This is a genomic window from Nocardioides sp. (assembly GCF_047602075.1).
GTDB lineage: Bacteria > Actinomycetota > Actinomycetes > Propionibacteriales > Nocardioidaceae > Nocardioides.
In genome coordinates this window covers 2259896-2275246 of record NZ_JASGIF010000001.1, presented here as the reverse complement: position 1 = coordinate 2275246, position 15351 = coordinate 2259896, and the positions used below count along the sequence as shown (strand labels likewise).

Here is a 15351-nt window from a genome sequence, read left to right as displayed (position 1 = left end):
GTGTGTCATCGTTTGAGACGACCCGGCCACCCGCGAGCGAATGGGGCGCTCACGTGCGTGATCGGGCGGTGGAGGGGCGATGAGCGACGCACGCGGGCGCTTGGTGGGCGCGCACGCCGCTCCCTGGCCCGAGCCTCTCGCCGAGGCCGCACTGCCACCGGCTCCTCGTCGCGAGACCCTCGCGGTCGTGCCGCGAGAGGCGAGGACGCTGCCACTGCCGGAGGGCAGCGGCGCGCGTGCCGGGCGCCCGACCTCTTCTCGTGCCGCGCTCGGCCGCACCGTCCGGGCGCTGAGCCAGCTCGAGTTGCCCGACTGGTCAGATGTCGCCGCGACATCGTGGTGGGAGGAGGACGCCGATCCGCTCATGATCGCCGACTCCGGCTTGCGGATCGTCAGCGGTGAACAGCCGGCGTTCGGTGTGCCGCGGGTGATCACCGCCGAGCCCGCCTACGCCCAGGCCGTCGACTGGATGGTCTGTGCGGCGCTCGCCTCGGTCGCGCGTCCCGGCTCGCCGTCGTACTATTTCCGGCTCACCACGCGCCCGCTCGACCAGGCACCGTTCGATGCGGCGTCCGAGCGACTGGGCCCTGCGGTGCTGCGCCGACATCTGCTCACCGGCGCCTATCGCCTGGTCGCTGGCACCGTGGGCCGCCCGCGGCGTGTGCAGATCGCCGCCGTCGGGCCGGCCATCCCGGAGGCTCTTGTCGCGGCGGCCGCCTTGGAGGAGGAGGGCATCTGCGCCGACGTCGTCGACGTGGTGAGCGCCGACTCGGTGTACGCCGCTTGGCAGCGCAGCCTGGCTCGTGCCGTCGGTGCGGCCGCGACCCCTGCGATTCCCGGCGCGCTCCGACAAGCCTTCGACCTGCGCGCTCCGGTCGTCGCCGTCCACGATCAGGCCACCACCACCTTGGCCTGGCTCGGCTCCGCCCTTGGCGTTCCGCTCGTCACCGTGGCACCCGCCCAGGGCTCAGACCGGTCATTGCGCGCTCCGGTGGACCCCGGCACCGTGGTCAGCGCCGCCCTCGCGGCCCTCTCGCTGTGACCTCGGGCTGCCTGATCCGGCCTGCGGATTGCGTGGCCCATAGGCGCTGAGACGTGAGCCGCGGCCCACGCGAGAACACGACTACTCACTGCCGGTGCGGGACGTAACCGGCTCATGAGCCGGCCTGCTGGACTACGGAAGCACCTCGGGCAGCAACGTGAAGTGACCACCATTCTTTGGTGTGATGGCCGAGAAGTGGCGACGATCGAACGTAGCGATCTCCTGGATGCCGAGGCGCTCGGCGATCGCGATCACTGAAGCGTCCGTGGCGCCGAGCGGGAACGAAGAGAACTGTCGGACCAACTCGATCATGCGCTCGACATCAGATGTGGTCAGCTCAACCAGCGTGAAGGCGCCGTCGGCGACAGCGGCGAGGAAGGCCGCCTCGACCTCCGGGCCGCCATGCTCGTTGAGCCAGTAGCAGACCTCCGCCAAGACCGTGGCCGGCAAGACGATCTCCTCTTCAGTCAGGAAGAAGTCCCGAAAGAGCTCGTTGGCGACGAAGTAGTACTGGTCCTTCTCGTTGGAGAGCGCGACGAAGGGACCGGTGTCGCAGACGATCACTGGTCGTCGCGGCCGAAACCGCCCGCCAGGACGGAATCGATGTGCTCCGGCGTCGAGCCGTCGACCGGGCCGTCCTTGATCATGCCGACGAACTTCGGAGGCCAGGTGCGCTTCGGTTTGGTCAAGCTCAGTCGTCGAGCATCCGCGAGCAGCACATCCACCTGATCCTCAGGGAGACCCTGAATCAGGTGAATCAACTCATCACGGCTTGTACTCACGTTGACAACTGTAAGCCAGAACACCGCGTAGCTGCTGAGACCAGCACGCCGCGCCGCCCACCTCCAAGAGCTGTGTACCGGAGCAGCGACGTCTGGCACTCTGGATCGGCACGCTACGGACATCGCTGGTACGGCGACTACCTCGGCAACGTGGTCGCTCTTGAGCTTGAGTGCGTCGACTCGGTCTCAAGCGCGTCAACCCTCTTCGCGAGGGCGTCGACCTTGACCTCGAGGACGGCGTACAACTTGGCGTCGAGGTTGGTGTTGACCTTCGTGTCGACCGGGCGGTCGAGAGTGCGCAGCATCCAGGCGCCTGTCCAGCACAGCATGGCCGCGACACCGGCGAGCACGCCGATGACACCGAGGGCCAGGCCAAGCCAGTCGTTCACGATGTCCATTGTGCACACTCCTGCTGCTGGAGTCACTGCAAAGTACGCGTAGCCCAGAGTTGCCGCAACTGATGCTCGACGACGCTGTGGAGAACGCGTTGCGCTGGCCCCTCAACCCCGTCACGGACCAGCGGGAGGCGACCGTAGGCTGCTCATATGACGCTCGTGTCGTGTGTGATCACCGACGACATCGCCCAGGTCCGGCTGAACCGGCCCGACAAGTTGAACGCGCTGACGTTGGACCTGCTCGACGAGCTGGCCGGCACCGCGCACCGGCTGCGTGGGGATCGGTCGCTGCGGGCAGTGGTGCTGGCCGGTGAGGGCGAGTCGTTCTGCGCCGGTCTCGACTTTCGCAGTGTGCTCGGGCAACCGAGGAAGATGATCGCTGGCTTCACCCCTCGCCCCTGGCGCGGGACCAACACCTTCCAGGAGGCGTGCTGGGCATGGCGGCGGCTGCCGGTGCCGGTGATCGCCGCCGTCGAAGGGCACTGCCTGGGCGGTGGCCTGCAGATCGCCTTGGCGGCGGACTTCCGCTACGCGACCCCGGACTCGACCTGGTCGGTGCTCGAGGGCAAGTGGGGCATCATCCCCGACATGACCGGCGTGCGCACGCTGGCCGAGCTCACCTCGATCGACACCGCCAAGCGGCTGACTATGACGGCGGAGATGCTGACGGGCAAGCAGGCACACGATCTGGGTCTGGTGACCGAGCTCGACTCCGATCCGGTCGCGGCCGCGACGGACTTCGCGGAGAGGCTCGTCCAGCGATCACCGGATCAGCTGGCGGCGGCGAAGAGCCTCTTCAACCGGACCTGGACGGCCAGCCCGCGGCGCACCTTCGCCCGCGAGCGGCTTGCCCAGGCGATGCTTCTGCTCAGGCGCAACACGAAGATCGCGCAGCGGGCGGCGTTCGAGAAGGCCACGCCCGTCTACGGTCCGCGCTCGAGGTAGCCGCCCGATCAGGGATAGGACAACCCGACGGCCTCCTCGCTGAGCTCCCACAGCCGCCGCTGGGCGTCGGCGTCATGGGCGAGAGAGGAGGCGCCGACGATGCGCGGAGCGCCGCGCGCCTCGCCCAGGCCGGACGGTCCGCAGTAGGTCGCTCCGGGCAAGTCGGCGGTGACCGCCATCAGCGTCGGGAGTGCTCCGTCGGCGGGGGACTGGGAGACCGCCTTCACGGTGGTCTCGAGGATGGACGCCACCGTGCCCGTCGTACGACCGAGTTGGCCGTTGGCGACCAGGTGCGTGCCGGCGAAGCCGGGATGGGCAGCCAATGCGCGGACGGGAATGTCGGCCTCCCGCAGCCGTCGGTCGAGCTCGAAGGTGAAGAGCAGGTTCGCCAGCTTGGATTGGGCATACTCCGGCCAGCGCAGGTAGTGGCCGTGCTCGACCCGCGGGTCACCGAGCGGCGCCGACCGGGTCGCCCGATGCATCTGGGAGGAGACGGTCACGACTCGCGCGTCGTGGCCGGCTTCCCCGGCGGTGCGCAGAAGTGGCAGCAGCAGCCCGGTGAGCAGGAACGGCCCGAAGTGGTTGGTGCCCAGCTGGCTCTCGAAGCCGTCGACAGTGCGGGAGTACGCCGGCGCCATGATGCCCGCGTTGTTGACCAGCACGTCGAGCGACTCGACGGACTCGACGGCGCGGCGCACGGAAGCGAGGTCGGCAAGGTCGATCACCAGTCGGCGCAGCTCGGCCGTCGGCACCTCGTCGACGATGGCGGCCTCGGTCTGACGCAGCCTGGGCTCGTTGCGTCCCGCGAGGATCACCTGGGCGCCGCGGCGGGCCAGCTCCAGCGACGTCTGGTGGCCGAGTCCGCCGATGGTGCAGCCGGTCACCAGGATCGTCCGCCCGGTCTGGTCGGGGATGTCGTCGAGCTGCCAGGTCATCAGGGCGTGACTGCCATCTTGGCCAGGATGCGTCTGCCCAGCTCCTGCTCGCCGTCGAGCCCGACCGCACCCGGCTCCGGGTCGCGTCGGCCGCCAGCGAGACAGATGAACGTCTCGCGGTCGGTGTTGATCCGCACCGTCGGATCGGTCGGGATCTCCGGAAGTCGGACCCCGCGCCCTTCGCCGTTGACCCGGACCGCCAGGGGGCGACTGCCGTTGAGGCGTACGACGACGGTCGTGCCCTCCGGCGCCGCTGCCCGCTTCGCCACCACCATCGGCAGCGACTCCATCAGATAGTCGGCCGTGTGCTTGGCAGCGGCTCCGTCGAGGTTGCCGCGTCGGCCGATGGCCCGGCGGACGTCCTGCTCGTGCATCCACACGTCGAGGGGCCGGTTGCGCAGCAGGGTGCGCCAGTCCCACGGGACACCGCCGAAGATCCGCTCCGGCTTGGCGCGGGCATCCGTCGGCGGGTGGGCGGCAAGCTCGTCATGCCGTTTGGCCGTGCTGTCGCGGATCTCGGCGACGAGTTCGCCGGGCGACCGGTCCCGCCGGGCGACCACGCCCTGCTCGATGTAGTAGCCCTGGAGTCCACGCACGTGCGGCCCGGGCCGGAACTCCACGGTCTCCTCTGGCGCCCCGGCCAGCACCGCTTCCAGGTGAGCGGTGTGGGCGACGACGTCGTGGACGTCCCAGCCGGGAAGGTCCGTGCTGGCCGACCACTCCGCGGCAGGGACCTGCTCGACCAGGTCGGTGAAGTCCGCGATGGCCTGCCACCAGATCCCCACGTAGCCCGCGAGCAGCTCGCGATCGTTCATGGAGGTCAGCGTAGAGCGTGTGCTGCCCGCTGGCCCGCTACCTGCTGCGCGGACACGGGTGTCGGCTGCAACCGACTCACGGCGAGCGCCGGGGTCGTTTAGCCGAGGGCCAGCGAGGCGGCGACGGCGAGCATGACCAGGCCGACGAGAACGTCGAGGAGCTGCCAGGCGCGGGGACCGGCGAGGAGCGGAGCGAGCAGGCGGGCGCCGTAGCCGAGGGCGGTGAACCAGAGGATGCTGCCCAGCGCCGCGCCGACGGCGAACCACCAGCGTCCCCCTCCGGGTTGATGGTTGGCGATGGAGCCCAAGAGGAGCACGGTGTCGAGGTAGACGTGTGGGTTCAGCCAGGTCAACGCGACGGCCTGGAGCAGCACCTTCCGCCCGTTCGGTTCGCTCGTGCCCGCGGTCTGCAGCGACTCGGGATGGCGGGAGCGGCGCAGGGCGCCGACGCCGTACCAGACCAGGAAGGCGACGCCGAACCAGCGCAGCAGCTCCAACGCCCACGACGCGTGCTCGACGATCGTGCCGACGCCGGCCACACCTGCGGTGATCAAGATCAGGTCCGAGACGGCGCAGATCGCTATGACGCCACCCACGTGCGAGCGCAGAAGTCCCTGCCGCAGGACGTAGGCGTTCTGGGCGCCGATCGCGACGATCAGGGAGAGGCCGGTCAACAGACCGGCGATCAAGGCGCTGAGCACGCCGTCGATCCTCGCAGTCGCAACCCCGCTGCTGTGTATCGGTCCTAGAAGGCACCCTCGTCCAGGTCCATCAGGGAGAGATCGGTGGACTCGGCGATGGCACGCTCGGTGGCGATCTTGGGCAGATTCGCCTGGGCGAAGAACTGCGCGGCGGCGATCTTGCCTTCGTAGAACGACTGATCGTTCGCGGAGACGTCACCGGCGAGCTTGGTCAGCGCCACCTCGGCCTGCCGAAGCAGCAGCCAGGCGCAGACCACGTCGCCGAGCACCATCAGCAGCCGGCTGGTGTTGAGGCCGACCTGGTAGATGTTGCGCAGGTCGCCGCCCTCGGCGCTCGGGTCCGCCGACATGAGCTGGTTGATCATCACGGTGACGAGTGCGTTGGCGTCCTCCAGCGCGCGGCCGAGAAGCTCCCGCTCGACCTTGAGCCGGCCGTTGCCGGCCTCGGAGGCGATGAAGGACTGGATCTCCGCCGCCAGATGACCGAGCGCACGGCCCTGGTCCTTGACGATCTTGCGGAAGAAGAAGTCCTGCCCCTGGATGGCGGTGGTGCCTTCGTAGAGGGTGTCGATCTTGGCGTCGCGGACGTACTGCTCGATCGGGTAGTCCTGCAGGAAGCCCGATCCGCCCAGCGTCTGCAGGGACTCGGTGCCGAGCAGCACCCACGAGCGCTCCGAGCCGTAGCCCTTGACGATCGGCAACAGCAGGTCGTTGACCGCCTCGGCCAGTTCGTCCGGCTCGCCGGCGTGCGCCGCGAGGCGCACCTTGTCCTGCCAGGACGCGGTGTAGAGCATCAGGGCGCGCATGCCCTCGGCGAAGGACTTCTGCGTCATCAGCGACCGGCGTACGTCGGGGTGGTGGGTGATGGTCACCCGGGGTGCGGTCTTGTCGGCGGCCTGGGTGAGGTCGGCGCCCTGGACGCGAGACTTGGCGTACTCCAGCGCATTCAGATAGCCGGTCGACAACGTGGCGATCGCCTTGGCGCCCACCATCATCCGAGCGTTCTCGATGACCTGGAACATCTGCGCGATGCCGTCGTGCACCTCGCCGAGCAGCCAACCCTGCGCGGGCTCCTTCTCGCCGAAGGTGAGCTCGCAGGTGTTGGAGACCTTGATGCCCATCTTCTTCTCGACGTTGGTGGCGTGGACGCCGTTGCGCTCGCCGGTCAGCTCGCCGGTCTCGAAGTCGAAGTGGAACTTCGGCACGACGAAGAGGCTCAGCCCCTTGGTGCCGGGACCACCGGCGCCCTCGATGCCGACCGGACGCGCCAGCACCAGGTGGACGATGTTCTCGGCCATGTCGTGCTCACCTGAGGTGATGAAGCGCTTGACGCCCTCGATGTTCCACGAGCCGTCCTCGTTGAGCGTCGCCTTCGCACGGCCGGCGCCGACGTCGGAGCCGGCGTCCGGCTCGGTCAGCACCATGGTGGCGCCCCACTGACGCTCGACCATGATCTGGGCGATCCGCTTGTCGCGCTCGTTGCCGTTGGCGTGCACGATGCCGGCGAAGCTGGGGCCGCAGGCATACATCCACACCGGTGCGTTCGCGCCGAGCACCAACTCGCCGACGGCCCAGTTCAGGCTGGGTGGAGCCGGCGTGCCGCCGAGGTCCTCGACGATCCCGAGTCGCCAGTACTCCGCGTCCATCCAGGCCTGGTAGCTCGCCTTGAACGACTCCGGCATCGGTGCGGTCCCGGTCGCCGCGTCGAAGACAGGCGGGTGGCGGTCGGCTTCGACGTACGACGACGCAAGGTCCTCCCTGGCCAGCCGGTCGACCTCGGCCAGGATCTCCCGGGCGGTCTCCGGGTCGATCTCACCGAACGGCCCCTCGCCGAGGATCTCGTCGCGGCCGAGCACCTCGAAGAGGTTGAACTCGATGTCGCGCAGGTTGCTCTTGTAGTGGCTCACTGGTCTGCCCTCTCGGGATCGGTGTGCCGGCCGCGCGGCGGGCGGCGGTTACCGGCGGGTGTTACTAGTCAGTAACATAATTCTCTCTCGGCCACCGCCGTCTGGCAAGCCGAATGAGAAAGTTCACGCCGCGCGCTCGGCGGACGTCATGCTCTGGACTCGCCGGGGCGACCGATCGGTATGACGTCCCGCGGGACGCCGGGACGCCCCGCCACGTGTCTTGTGCACTTTCCCGATGCGATTACCTGACACACTGTCCTCATGCGCGTCTCCACCAAGTCCGACTACGCCTTGCGCGCGCTCATCGAGATGGCTGCGCAGGCGGACTCGGCACCGGTCTCCGCGGAGGAGCTCGGCCGGCGCCAGGAGATCCCGCACGGATTCCTCCAGGCGATCCTGGCCGACCTGCGCCGGGCGAGCATCGTGCTCTCCCAGCGCGGCCAGTCGGGCGGCTGGCGGTTGGCGCGCGACCCGGCCGAGGTGAGTGTCGCGGACGTGATCCGGGCGGTGGACGGTCCGCTGGTGTCGGTCTACGGGCTCCGGCCCGAGTCGGTCTCCTACAACGACTCCGCCCAGGTGCTCCAGCTGGTCTGGATTGCCGCCCGCTCCTCGCTGCGGGAGGTCTTCGAAGAGGTCTCGATCGCCAACCTCGCCTCAGGTCAGCTGCCGCCATCCGTCGCCGAGCGCACGGCCGACGACGACGCCTGGCAGCCCCACTGAAGTCCCACAGCTTTGGTCCCTGCTGAGCCCGGCGGGCAGCGGTATTCCGCCCCCGGCGGCGAGCGCGGTCCGCATCCGCTCGCCGGTGGTGATGAGCCACTCGATCCACCCGTCCCAGCGCTCTTCCTGGGCGACATCAGCAACGTCTGTGTACGCCGCGACTTTGCTTGACTTCAGGCCTTCTCGTGTCTCCCACGCCAGTGGCGCGCCGAAAGCGGCCTCGACCTCTGCCTTGCGAGTGGCAAGAGCCTCGAGGCGCGCGACGTTGAGGTCACGGTCGGACTTCTCGAAGACGAGTTGGACGCTGAGACCGGACTGGCTGAAGCTAGATCCAGTTGACGCCGGACAGGCCTGCGGACATCCCGAACCACGACGACTTCGTGGACATCGATGCTCGTGTCCAAGCAGGATGCTCGGCCAACACGCGGAGGCGGTACTTCTCCCAAAACTCCAGGTACAAGCGCTCGCGCTCGGAGACTCCGCCGGCGTTGGCGGCCGCCGTGGCCTTCACCTGCTTGGCCCAGTCATTTGGTTGTGCCACAAGCTTGAACGCGGGGGCTGGCTGTGAGGATCCAATCCGAATCACTTCAATTTGGACCGCGAAGAACCTGGTGTGCTCGTCGGTCCGATCGTTGAGCCATGCCAGTGCTTCACGGTGTTCCGGACGAATCCGGTGGCGACCCACACAATGGTCGTCGGGTCCGTGCCGGCCGCATAGGTCAGGATCTGACCGAGGTGAAGGTGGTCGGAGATCTCGAGTTGGTTCTCGACGATGACGACCTCGCCGGTGCTCTCGTCCTTGCCGATCAGGTCGAGGCTGAAGTCGCCGACCGTGTGTTCGGCCTCGTCGAGCACGAGGTGCCCCATTCCCAAGAGGTCGGAGAGCACGTCGACGTTCTGGAGCAGCCAGGGTGTGAAGTCATGTGCCTCGTGGGGCCAGATCTGTCGGGGTGGAACGATCTGAATGCGGCCAAGGTCGGCGCTGTTCGTGCTCGTCATGGTGCTTCTCCCGTCAGGCTCGCGTTGAACGACTGTCCCATGAGACCGGCACCCCAGTCTCTGCGTGATCCACTCACGCGTGGTGGGCGAGCCTTTGGCTTTGCCACGGTGTGGTCATTCGTCGCTTGATCGACTCCGCGCATGGCTAGGGTGCTGAGTATGACCGGTCGCGAGCCGCGCGTGGCGATCTACATCGACTTCGGCAGCGACTTGAGGCAGAGGCGGAGAAAGAAGACGGCAGGCCGCCGCGAAATGGGACTTCGCCCCCCCCGAGGTAGGGGCGCGGCAAGTGCGCAGGCCTTATGCGCTGATCCTTGAAGCACTACGAGGTTTGGACGCGCAGCACCCAGATCGTGAGTGGCACGGCCTTGGTGCGCTGAAGAACCAGATTCTGAGGATTGAGCCAGCCTTCCGAGAGCGCGACCACAGCGCTGCAAGCTTCAGCGAGCTGGTCGGGCGTTACGGTGGCCAGGTCGAGGTCAAAGAATCGAGCTAGATTGCGACCGTCGGCTGCTGCTTCCTCGAGCCCTCCATAGGGCTCGCGAATCGTCAAGAATCGTTGGACTCGGCCGGGGGTTGGCCACCGTAGTCAACGGCAGTATCTTCAGCGTTGTCGCGATCCTCGCCGGACCGTAACCACGGGCAGATCCGGTCGCGGGTGCGCAGGTCGGAGCGGTCGGGGTCGGCCAGCACCTCGTGCAGCCGCTCGCCGGGCTCCTCCTCGGCCAGCGAGTGCCCGGTCGGGACCAGGTCGACCTCGACGTCGAGGATGCCCAGACCTGTCTCGTAGGTGCGGGTGCGGCCGAGTCGATGCAGCATGGCCAGCGAGGCCGGATTGTCGGCGGCCACCTCGGTGAGCAGATGGGTGACCCCTTCGGGGCGCCGCCGCATCAGCACGTCCAGCAACGCCGTTGCCACTCCGCGGCCCTGCCAGTCGTCCTTGACGGTGACGGCGATGTCGGCGGCGTCGGGCTGATGGGGGTAGCGCACACAGCGCGCGATGCCCGCTGGCACGACGTCGTCACCCGACTCGGCCATCAGGACCAGTGCGACATGGTCCACACCGTCCACGTCGTCGACGAGGTGCTTGAGCATCGCGTCGCTGAGGTGGACCACTGGGCCGAGGAAGCGCCGCCGCCGCGACTCCGGTGACAGGCTCTCGAACTCCGCGGTCAGTGCGTTGCGGTCGGTCGGCAGCAGCGGCCACACCCAGCAGCGAGTGCCGTCGCGGAGATGCACCTCCTCAGCCATGCTCGCCCACCCAGTCCAGCACGGGGCGCAGCTCGCGCCAGTCACGCCGTACGGCGTCGGCCAGCTCGGGGGTGTGGATCAGCGGCTCGAAGCCGTAGGAGCGGGTCAACGTCAGGGACTTGTGCCGGAGCAGGTCGATGCGCGGGTGGTCTGCCGGGTAGCCGCGCGGTGACGTCTTGAGCTGCTCGCCGCCGAGCTCCCAGCCGGCTCGGGTGAGCTTGTTGACGATCCGCCGCAGCTGTCGGCCGGTGCGGTCGTCGTCGATGGCCTCTCGCAGCGCACCCAGTCGCTCGGCATCGGCGGCGTAGAAGCCGCCGCCCGTGCTCACGCCGCGTGCCGCGATCTGGACGTACCACCCGGTGGCCGGGCCGGTGGCCACGTAGGCACCCTGGTGCGTCTTGTAGGGGGCCTTGTCCTTCGCGAAACGCACGTCTCGGTAGGGCCGGAAGACCTTGGCCTCGCCGAACTCGGCCGCCAGCCCGGCGCACAATGCCTCCAGCGGTGCGCGCACCGCCTCCTGGTAGACGGCCTTGTGGGCCTCCCAGAACGACTTGGTGTTGTCCATCTCAAGGTCGTCGTAGAAGTCCAACGCCGCCACGGGAAAACCCCGGAACTCCACCCCTCGACCCTAGAACATGCGGTTGCGGACGACGGTGGCCGGGCGAGACGCGCTAGGAGGTCGCCGCCGTGACCTGGCTGTCGCCCTTGCTGGTCAGCGCGGTCACCGTGAGGTGGTGACCACCGCAGCGCGCCGTGCCCGACACGAACGCCTCGCCGCCGGTCTCGGTCGCATACACCACACTCAGCCGCCCGTCCGTCGTCCAGCGGAGCACCTGGGCGGGATCGCGGTCGCGCTCGGGCGCCCGGTTGAAGTACGCCGCTCCGTCGCAGGTGGTCAGAGTCCCGGAGTCGCCCATCCCCAGGTCGAAGTAGCCGTCACCGACCGAGGCGTAGAAGTGGGCGCGCTCGATGCGACGCTCGTTCGGGATGACCGACCACACCCGGCCGCCGTCGAGGGCCACTCCCTCCCAGCCGGTGCACTCGGTGACGCCCGGGAAGGGAGTCAGCTCGCCATCGGTGACCTCGGCCACGGTGCGGCACGAGGGCCGGGCGTCGTCGAAGGCCATCAGGCTGACCCCACCCGGGCCAACCTGCACGTGGGTGAACCCGGTGCGTGCGGGCGCGCACCAGCCGACGTCCGACGACTGCGTGGCCAGGTCGACGGTCGCCAGACAGTAGGCCCGTTTGGGCCCGAGGGTCGGATGCTCGAGCTGCCCGTTGCCCAGTGCCCAGCTGCCGCCGTTGACGGTGGCAGCCTCCGAGTCACCGTCGACCACGAACTGGTTGCCGCTGGCCAGGTCGACGACCGTCGCGCGGGCGGGCTTCTGCTCTTGCCGGTCACCGGTGACGACGACGGCGTAACTGTCGTTCATCAGGGCATCGGTGACCCGGAAGCCGGCATCCGCGTCGACCGTGGCCGACTGGTCACCGGCGAGGGTGGCCCGGCTGGCGTCCGCGGTGACGGTCAGGGTGCCGTGGTCGCCGACCGTGATCGTGTCGGTGACCGCCCCAGGTGCCTTCTTCCACCGGAGCGGATCGTCTTGCGGGGTGACCTTCGCCGGCTGGTCTGCCGTGCCACCGCTGGGCGTGCTGGTGGGGTTGGACTCGCTCGGGCTCTGGCTGTCGCTCGCGGTCCCGCTCTGGGTCGCAGGCGACCCGCCATCGCGCGGCGTACCGCCGGAGCATGCGGCCAGTAGGCCACACGAGAGTACGGCGACCAGCGCCGTTGCCGCCCGCACGGTCAGACCCCGATGTTGTGGTACGGGTGGGCCTGGTTGGCCCGGTAGGACTGGTAGGCGGAGTGCCACTGAACGCGCTTGATGAACGGCTCGGACGGGTCGAACCGCTGCTGGTTCCACGGCTCGAAGTAGCTGACCAGGTTGGCCTTCTTCCCGCGCTTGTCGTAGCCGCGACCCACCTGATAGTGCCCCGATCCGTCGTCGTCGAGGTAGGAGAAGTACTTCTTCAGCAGGATCGGGTGCATCACGATGGGCGCCTTGTAGTCGTGGATGTGGCGCATGATCAGCAGATACCACTTGGCGTAGCTGTACTTGCCGATGTCGAGGGTGATGTAGGGGCCGGCGTAGTCGGCGCGGTCCCAGCCGGTGTGCTTGTTGATGACCGAGACGATCGACCCGATCGCGGTGCCCGAGGACGTGGTGCCGAGCTCGTTGGCCCAGTGCTGCTGGCTCTGCCGGTTGTGCTTCCAGCCCCACACGATCATCTGCGTCGAGGTCGGGCCGCACCAGTAGGTCCGGGTCTGCTCGGCGACCTGGGTCGGGTTGAGCACCTTGCTCTTGCGCGGGTAGTCGCGCGCGGTCTTGACCGTGGGCTTGGAGCTCGGGCTGGCCGACGCCTTGGGCGACTTGGTCTTGGTGGGCGTCGCCGATGGCGAGGAGCTCTTGGCTTGACTCGTGGTGTCGTCGGCCGCACCGTTGGCGAGCAGTGCCTGCGCCTCCGGGTGGCGGGCGAGGAAGCCGGCCGGGTAGGGGATCCCCTCGATCTCGTGACGGATCACCCAGACCTTCGCCACCGACCGGGCGGCCTCTGTCAGCTCGGCTCGCTCCTGGTTCGCCCGGCGTTGCGGGCTCAGTGCGGCGTGCTCGCGCAGTTCCGCCGCCGGGTCGAGGTCGCCGGTGTTCAGTCGACGGGCGCTGCTCTTGGCGGAGATCGTGTCGGCCCGCGCTGCGCGGGCCACCTCGGTGGCTGCCTGCTCGGGTGTGCTCTCGGTCCAGCCGAGGTCGAGGCAGTAGGTGAGCCCTTCGAAGTCGGCACAGCGCACCTGCTGCGTCGCGAGCCGACCCAACGCGGTGGCCGGAGCGAGCTTGGGTTGGCGCAGGCCCGCATCGACGACGCGGTCGATCTCTTGCCGCATCGCCGGCGTCACCGTGCCGTAGGCGTTGGCTGCCGATGGCATGCGACTCGCTGCCTTGCCGTCGGTGGGCGTGAGCGCGTCCTCGGGACCGTGGGCGCGGGGCAGGAAAGGAGCTGCGGCAACCAGCATCGCCAAGGCGACGATGGCGACCGTGCGGCGGCGGGGCATGGGGAAGACCTCAATCGCAGGGGGCGTCAAGCACTCCTTCAACGATAACCCCATTAGTCACATTCGTCACAACCGTTGCCGGAAGGGCGTGGCAGAAAGGGATGGCCGTCCGCCGAGCGGGTCACGAAGAAAGTAGGAGGTTCCGCCAAGAGGGGCTGAACCTCTAACGGGGGTTCGTCGAAGGTGGATCACCAGGTGGAGCGGATGACGAGGCTCGAACTCGCGACATCGACCTTGGGAAGGTCGCGCTCTACCAACTGAGCTACATCCGCAGTGCCGCCCGTGGCCGGACGGCGGATGCGATGCTACCAACCGCTGCGGCCGTGGCCGAACCCTCGTCTAGTCGACGGGCGCCAGAGTGGGCCGCTTGGGGCTGACCAGGTCGCCGGAGCTCCGGCCGGTGACGCGACGCCGCACCCACGGCACCGCGTGCTCCTTGGCCCAGCGCAGGTTCTCCCGGCGGGCCTCCGCCTTGGTCAGCACCAGCCGGGTCGGCAGCTCCGGCTCCGCGAGCCCGTGGTCGATGCCGAGCCGGTCGAGCACGGCGCGCGCGATGTGGCTGTGACCGTAGGAGTTCAGGTGCATCCGGTCGTCGTCCCAGATCGCCCAGGGCGGAGCGTCGCGCATCCGCCACATGTCGGTGATCAGCGCGCCGTGGCGATCCGCGATCTCCCGGACGCCCTCGTTGTAGATCGCCATCCGGCCACGAACCGGGCGGAAGACCGCCGAGATGCCGGGGTCGTAGGCGGTGAACATCGTCACCGTCGCGCCGCTGTCGGCCAGGCGGCCGATCGCGACGTCGTACGACGCCAGCAGCGCGTCGATGTCGACCTTGGGCCGGAGGATGTCGTTGGCGCCGGCATAGATGGAGACCAGATCGGGCTCCATCGCCACGGCCGGAGCCACCTGCTCGGCAAGGATCGCGGCGAGCTTGCGACCACGGATGGCGAGGTTGGCGTAGCCGAACTCGCCCGGACCGAGACCCGGCTGCTTGGCCAGCACCTCGGCCACCCGGTCGGCCCAGCCGCGCAGGCCGTTGGGGCGCTCGGGATCGGGGTCGCCGACGCCCTCGGTGAAGGAGTCGCCGAGCGCGACGTACCGACGAAAGACCATGACCGGTAGGTTACGACCCGTGCTGCTGTCCGATCGCGACATCCTCGGTGAGATCGACCACGGCCGGATCGAGTTGAATCCGTGGGATCCCGCGATGCTTCAGCCGTCGAGCATCGACGTCCGGCTGGACCGGTTCTTCCGGGTCTTCGAGAACCATCGCTATCCCCATATCGACCCGGCCGAGGACCAGTCCGAGCTGACCCGCGAGGTGATCGTCGAGGGGACCGAGGATCCGTTCATCCTGCACCCAGGTGAGTTTGCCCTCGGCTCGACCTACGAGGTCGTCTCCCTGCCCGACGACGTCGCCGCGCGAGTGGAGGGCAAGTCCTCGCTCGGCCGGCTCGGCCTGCTCACCCATGCCACGGCCGGCTTCATCGACCCCGGCTTCACCGGACACGTCACCTTGGAGCTGGCCAACGTCGCCACCTTGCCGATCAAGCTGTGGCCAGGGATGAAGATCGGTCAGCTCTGCTTCTTCCGGCTCACCTCGCCCGCCGAGCATCCCTACGGGTCGGAGAAGTACGGCTCCCGCTACCAGGGTCAGCGCGGCCCCACGCCGTCTCGGAGCTTCCAGAACTTCCACCGCACCCGCATCTGACTTGTTGCGGTTTGGGCCCAAACGGCGCACATCAGCGACGTCCCG

General features: G+C 68.5%; 20 protein-coding genes and 1 tRNA gene. 4 read left to right on the top strand and 17 right to left on the bottom strand.

Features of this window, described 5'->3' with window-relative positions:
• The first annotated feature begins 79 nt into the window (after positions 1–79).
• Complete coding sequence (locus QM714_RS11525; RefSeq protein ID WP_415100548.1) at positions 80–1042, top strand: hypothetical protein; 963 nt, start codon at positions 80–82, stop codon at positions 1040–1042.
• 132 nt (positions 1043–1174) lie between these two features.
• Here QM714_RS11525 and QM714_RS11520 read toward each other — a convergent pair whose 3' ends face one another.
• The 3 genes from QM714_RS11520 to QM714_RS11510 form a co-directional block, all read right to left on the bottom strand.
• Entirely contained in the window at positions 1175–1606 is a 432-nt protein-coding gene (locus QM714_RS11520; protein WP_415100546.1) for a type II toxin-antitoxin system VapC family toxin, read from the bottom strand.
• Positions 1603–1767, bottom strand: a complete 165-nt coding sequence (locus QM714_RS11515; protein WP_415100544.1) for a hypothetical protein — start codon at positions 1765–1767, stop codon at positions 1603–1605. The genes QM714_RS11520 and QM714_RS11515 overlap by 4 nt, the downstream gene beginning before the upstream one ends.
• A gap of 194 nt (positions 1768–1961) precedes the next feature.
• The gene (locus tag QM714_RS11510; protein WP_415100542.1) at positions 1962–2213 is read right to left on the bottom strand and encodes a hypothetical protein; all 252 of its coding nucleotides are present in this window, start codon (positions 2211–2213) and stop codon (positions 1962–1964) included.
• A 156-nt stretch (positions 2214–2369) separates the two neighbouring features.
• On the opposite strand from QM714_RS11510, the gene QM714_RS11505 reads away from it, so the two are divergent.
• Entirely contained in the window at positions 2370–3164 is a 795-nt protein-coding gene (locus QM714_RS11505) for a crotonase/enoyl-CoA hydratase family protein (protein ID WP_415100540.1), read from the top strand.
• 8 nt (positions 3165–3172) lie between these two features.
• On the opposite strand, the gene QM714_RS11500 is transcribed toward QM714_RS11505, so the two are convergent.
• The 4 genes from QM714_RS11500 to QM714_RS11485 all read right to left on the bottom strand — a co-directional run bounded on the left by QM714_RS11500 (position 3173) and on the right by QM714_RS11485 (position 7522).
• On the bottom strand, positions 3173–4099 hold the full coding sequence (locus tag QM714_RS11500; RefSeq protein WP_415100538.1) for an oxidoreductase: 927 nt from the start codon (positions 4097–4099) through the stop codon (positions 3173–3175).
• Positions 4099–4914 (bottom strand): maleylpyruvate isomerase family mycothiol-dependent enzyme, encoded by an 816-nt coding sequence (locus tag QM714_RS11495; RefSeq protein ID WP_415100536.1) that lies wholly within the window; start codon positions 4912–4914, stop codon positions 4099–4101. Before QM714_RS11495 ends, QM714_RS11500 begins: the two co-directional genes overlap by 1 nt.
• A 98-nt stretch (positions 4915–5012) precedes the next feature.
• A complete protein-coding gene (locus QM714_RS11490; RefSeq protein WP_415100534.1) occupies positions 5013–5615 on the bottom strand; it encodes a LysE/ArgO family amino acid transporter in 603 nt (200 codons plus the stop codon).
• Between the two features lie 44 nt (positions 5616–5659).
• On the bottom strand, positions 5660–7522 hold the full coding sequence (locus QM714_RS11485) for an acyl-CoA dehydrogenase (protein WP_415100532.1): 1863 nt from the start codon (positions 7520–7522) through the stop codon (positions 5660–5662).
• Positions 7523–7783: 261 nt separating this feature from the next.
• Between QM714_RS11485 and QM714_RS11480 the strand changes: the two genes are divergently transcribed.
• Positions 7784–8242, top strand: a complete 459-nt coding sequence (locus QM714_RS11480; RefSeq protein ID WP_415100530.1) for an RrF2 family transcriptional regulator — start codon at positions 7784–7786, stop codon at positions 8240–8242.
• Here QM714_RS11480 and QM714_RS11475 read toward each other — a convergent pair.
• The 10 genes from QM714_RS11475 to QM714_RS11430 all read right to left on the bottom strand — a co-directional run bounded on the left by QM714_RS11475 (position 8177) and on the right by QM714_RS11430 (position 14708).
• Complete coding sequence (locus tag QM714_RS11475; RefSeq protein ID WP_415101072.1) at positions 8177–8650, bottom strand: DUF4268 domain-containing protein; 474 nt, start codon at positions 8648–8650, stop codon at positions 8177–8179. The genes QM714_RS11480 and QM714_RS11475 overlap by 66 nt on opposite strands.
• Entirely contained in the window at positions 8568–8783 is a 216-nt protein-coding gene (locus tag QM714_RS11470; RefSeq protein WP_415100528.1) for a hypothetical protein, read from the bottom strand. The genes QM714_RS11475 and QM714_RS11470 overlap by 83 nt, the downstream gene beginning before the upstream one ends.
• 41 nt (positions 8784–8824) lie before the next feature.
• The gene (locus QM714_RS11465; RefSeq protein ID WP_415100526.1) at positions 8825–9241 is read right to left on the bottom strand and encodes a hypothetical protein; all 417 of its coding nucleotides are present in this window, start codon (positions 9239–9241) and stop codon (positions 8825–8827) included.
• A gap of 322 nt (positions 9242–9563) precedes the next feature.
• Complete coding sequence (locus QM714_RS11460) at positions 9564–9794, bottom strand: hypothetical protein (RefSeq protein ID WP_415100524.1); 231 nt, start codon at positions 9792–9794, stop codon at positions 9564–9566.
• Positions 9791–10492 (bottom strand): GNAT family N-acetyltransferase, encoded by a 702-nt coding sequence (locus QM714_RS11455; protein ID WP_415100522.1) that lies wholly within the window; start codon positions 10490–10492, stop codon positions 9791–9793. The genes QM714_RS11460 and QM714_RS11455 overlap by 4 nt, the downstream gene beginning before the upstream one ends.
• On the bottom strand, positions 10485–11111 hold the full coding sequence (locus QM714_RS11450) for a DUF2461 domain-containing protein (RefSeq protein WP_415100520.1): 627 nt from the start codon (positions 11109–11111) through the stop codon (positions 10485–10487). The genes QM714_RS11455 and QM714_RS11450 overlap by 8 nt, the downstream gene beginning before the upstream one ends.
• A gap of 52 nt (positions 11112–11163) precedes the next feature.
• A complete protein-coding gene (locus QM714_RS11445; RefSeq protein ID WP_415100518.1) occupies positions 11164–12291 on the bottom strand; it encodes a hypothetical protein in 1128 nt (375 codons plus the stop codon).
• Positions 12292–12293: 2 nt separating this feature from the next.
• Positions 12294–13595 carry a C39 family peptidase gene (locus tag QM714_RS11440; RefSeq protein WP_415100516.1) on the bottom strand — a complete coding sequence of 434 codons (1302 nt, stop codon included), beginning with the start codon at positions 13593–13595 and terminating at the stop codon, positions 12294–12296.
• 196 nt (positions 13596–13791) lie between these two features.
• Positions 13792–13867, bottom strand: a tRNA-Gly gene (locus QM714_RS11435).
• A gap of 67 nt (positions 13868–13934) precedes the next feature.
• On the bottom strand, positions 13935–14708 hold the full coding sequence (locus tag QM714_RS11430; RefSeq protein WP_415100514.1) for an SGNH/GDSL hydrolase family protein: 774 nt from the start codon (positions 14706–14708) through the stop codon (positions 13935–13937).
• Between the two features lie 19 nt (positions 14709–14727).
• On the opposite strand from QM714_RS11430, the gene dcd reads away from it, so the two are divergent.
• Positions 14728–15306: a dCTP deaminase gene (gene dcd, locus QM714_RS11425; RefSeq protein ID WP_415100512.1), complete on the top strand. Its 579-nt coding sequence runs from the start codon at positions 14728–14730 to the stop codon at positions 15304–15306.
• The last annotated feature ends 45 nt before the right edge of the window (positions 15307–15351 follow it).